General features: G+C 69.0%; 1 protein-coding gene. It reads left to right on the forward strand.

Annotated features, from left to right (window positions below; genetic code table 11):
• A partial coding sequence (locus ACFWF3_RS36095) for an amino acid adenylation domain-containing protein (RefSeq protein ID WP_379318655.1) occupies nt 1-1,326 on the forward strand: 1,326 nt, incomplete at both ends.

The following is a 1,326-nucleotide window of genomic DNA, read 5'->3' on the forward strand; positions in this document are numbered from 1 at the left end:
GACGCCGTGCTGCGGGCCGGTGGCGCGTACGTGCCGATCGACCCGGATCATCCGGCCGACCGCACCGCCTACATCCTCGAGTCCGCGGCACCGGTCTGCGTCCTGACCACCACCGGCGACGACCTCGACCTGCCCGGCACCGTCGCCCGCGTCGAGATCGATCGACTCGACACGACCGGTTTCGACGCCACAGCTCTCACCGACGCCGACCGCCTGTCCCCGCTGCGCCCGGACAACACCGCCTACGTCATCTACACCTCGGGTTCGACCGGTCGCCCCAAGGGCGTCGCGGTCACCCACCACGCGATCGTCAACCAAGAGCTGTGGATGCTCGACGAATACCGGTTGACCGCCGACGACGTCTACTTACAGAAGACCGCCACCACCTTCGACGTGTCGCTGTGGGGTTACTTCCTGCCGCTGATGGTCGGCGCGAAACTGGTCATCGCCAGCCCCGACGGCCACCGCGACCCGCTCTATGTCGCGGACATGATCGAACGCCACGGCGTGACCGTGACCGACTTCGTCCCGTCGATGCTCACCGTCTTCGTCTCGCATGCCACGCAGGTTCAATGCGCCTCGCTGCGTGCGGTTTTCGTCATCGGTGAGGCGCTGCCCCCGGAGACCGCCGCGGGTCTGCGCGCGATCTCCGACGCCGGCCTGCACAACCTGTACGGACCCACGGAGGCCGCGGTCTCGGTCACCTACTGGGAGGCCACCGAAGCCGACACCACGCAGGTGCCGATCGGTATCCCCGAGTGGAATGTCGAAGTCTACGTACTGGATTCGCGGCTGCGCCCGGCCGCGATCGGCGCCCCGGGTGAGCTGTATCTGGCCGGTCGACAGCTGGCCCGCTGCTACCGCGGCCGCCCCGACCTGACCTCGGACCGCTTCGTCGCCAACCCCGTCGGCGCCCCCGGCGAGCGCATGTACCGCACCGGCGACCTCGTGCGCTGGAACGCCGAGGGCGTGCTGGAGTACATCGGCCGCACCGACTTCCAGGTGAAGTTCCGCGGTCAGCGCATCGAGCTCGGCGAGATCGAGACCGACCTGCTCGCGCACCCGACCGTGAGCCAGGCCGCGGTGCTCGTGGTCGACACCGCGACCGGCCAGCAGCTCGTGGCCTACATCGTGCCCGCGCCGGGCCAGTCCGCCGACCCGGCGACGCTGACTCGTTTCGTGTCCGAGAAGCTGCCCGCCTACATGGTGCCCGCGTCGATCATGGTGCTCGACGCGTTCCCGCTCAACACCTCGGGCAAGCTGGATCGCAAAGCGCTGCCCGAACCCGTCTTCACCGCTGCCGCAGGCGATTTCCGCGCACCACGC

It is taken from the genome of Nocardia sp. NPDC060220, assembly GCF_042727815.1.
In the GTDB taxonomy this organism is placed as follows: domain Bacteria; phylum Actinomycetota; class Actinomycetes; order Mycobacteriales; family Mycobacteriaceae; genus Nocardia.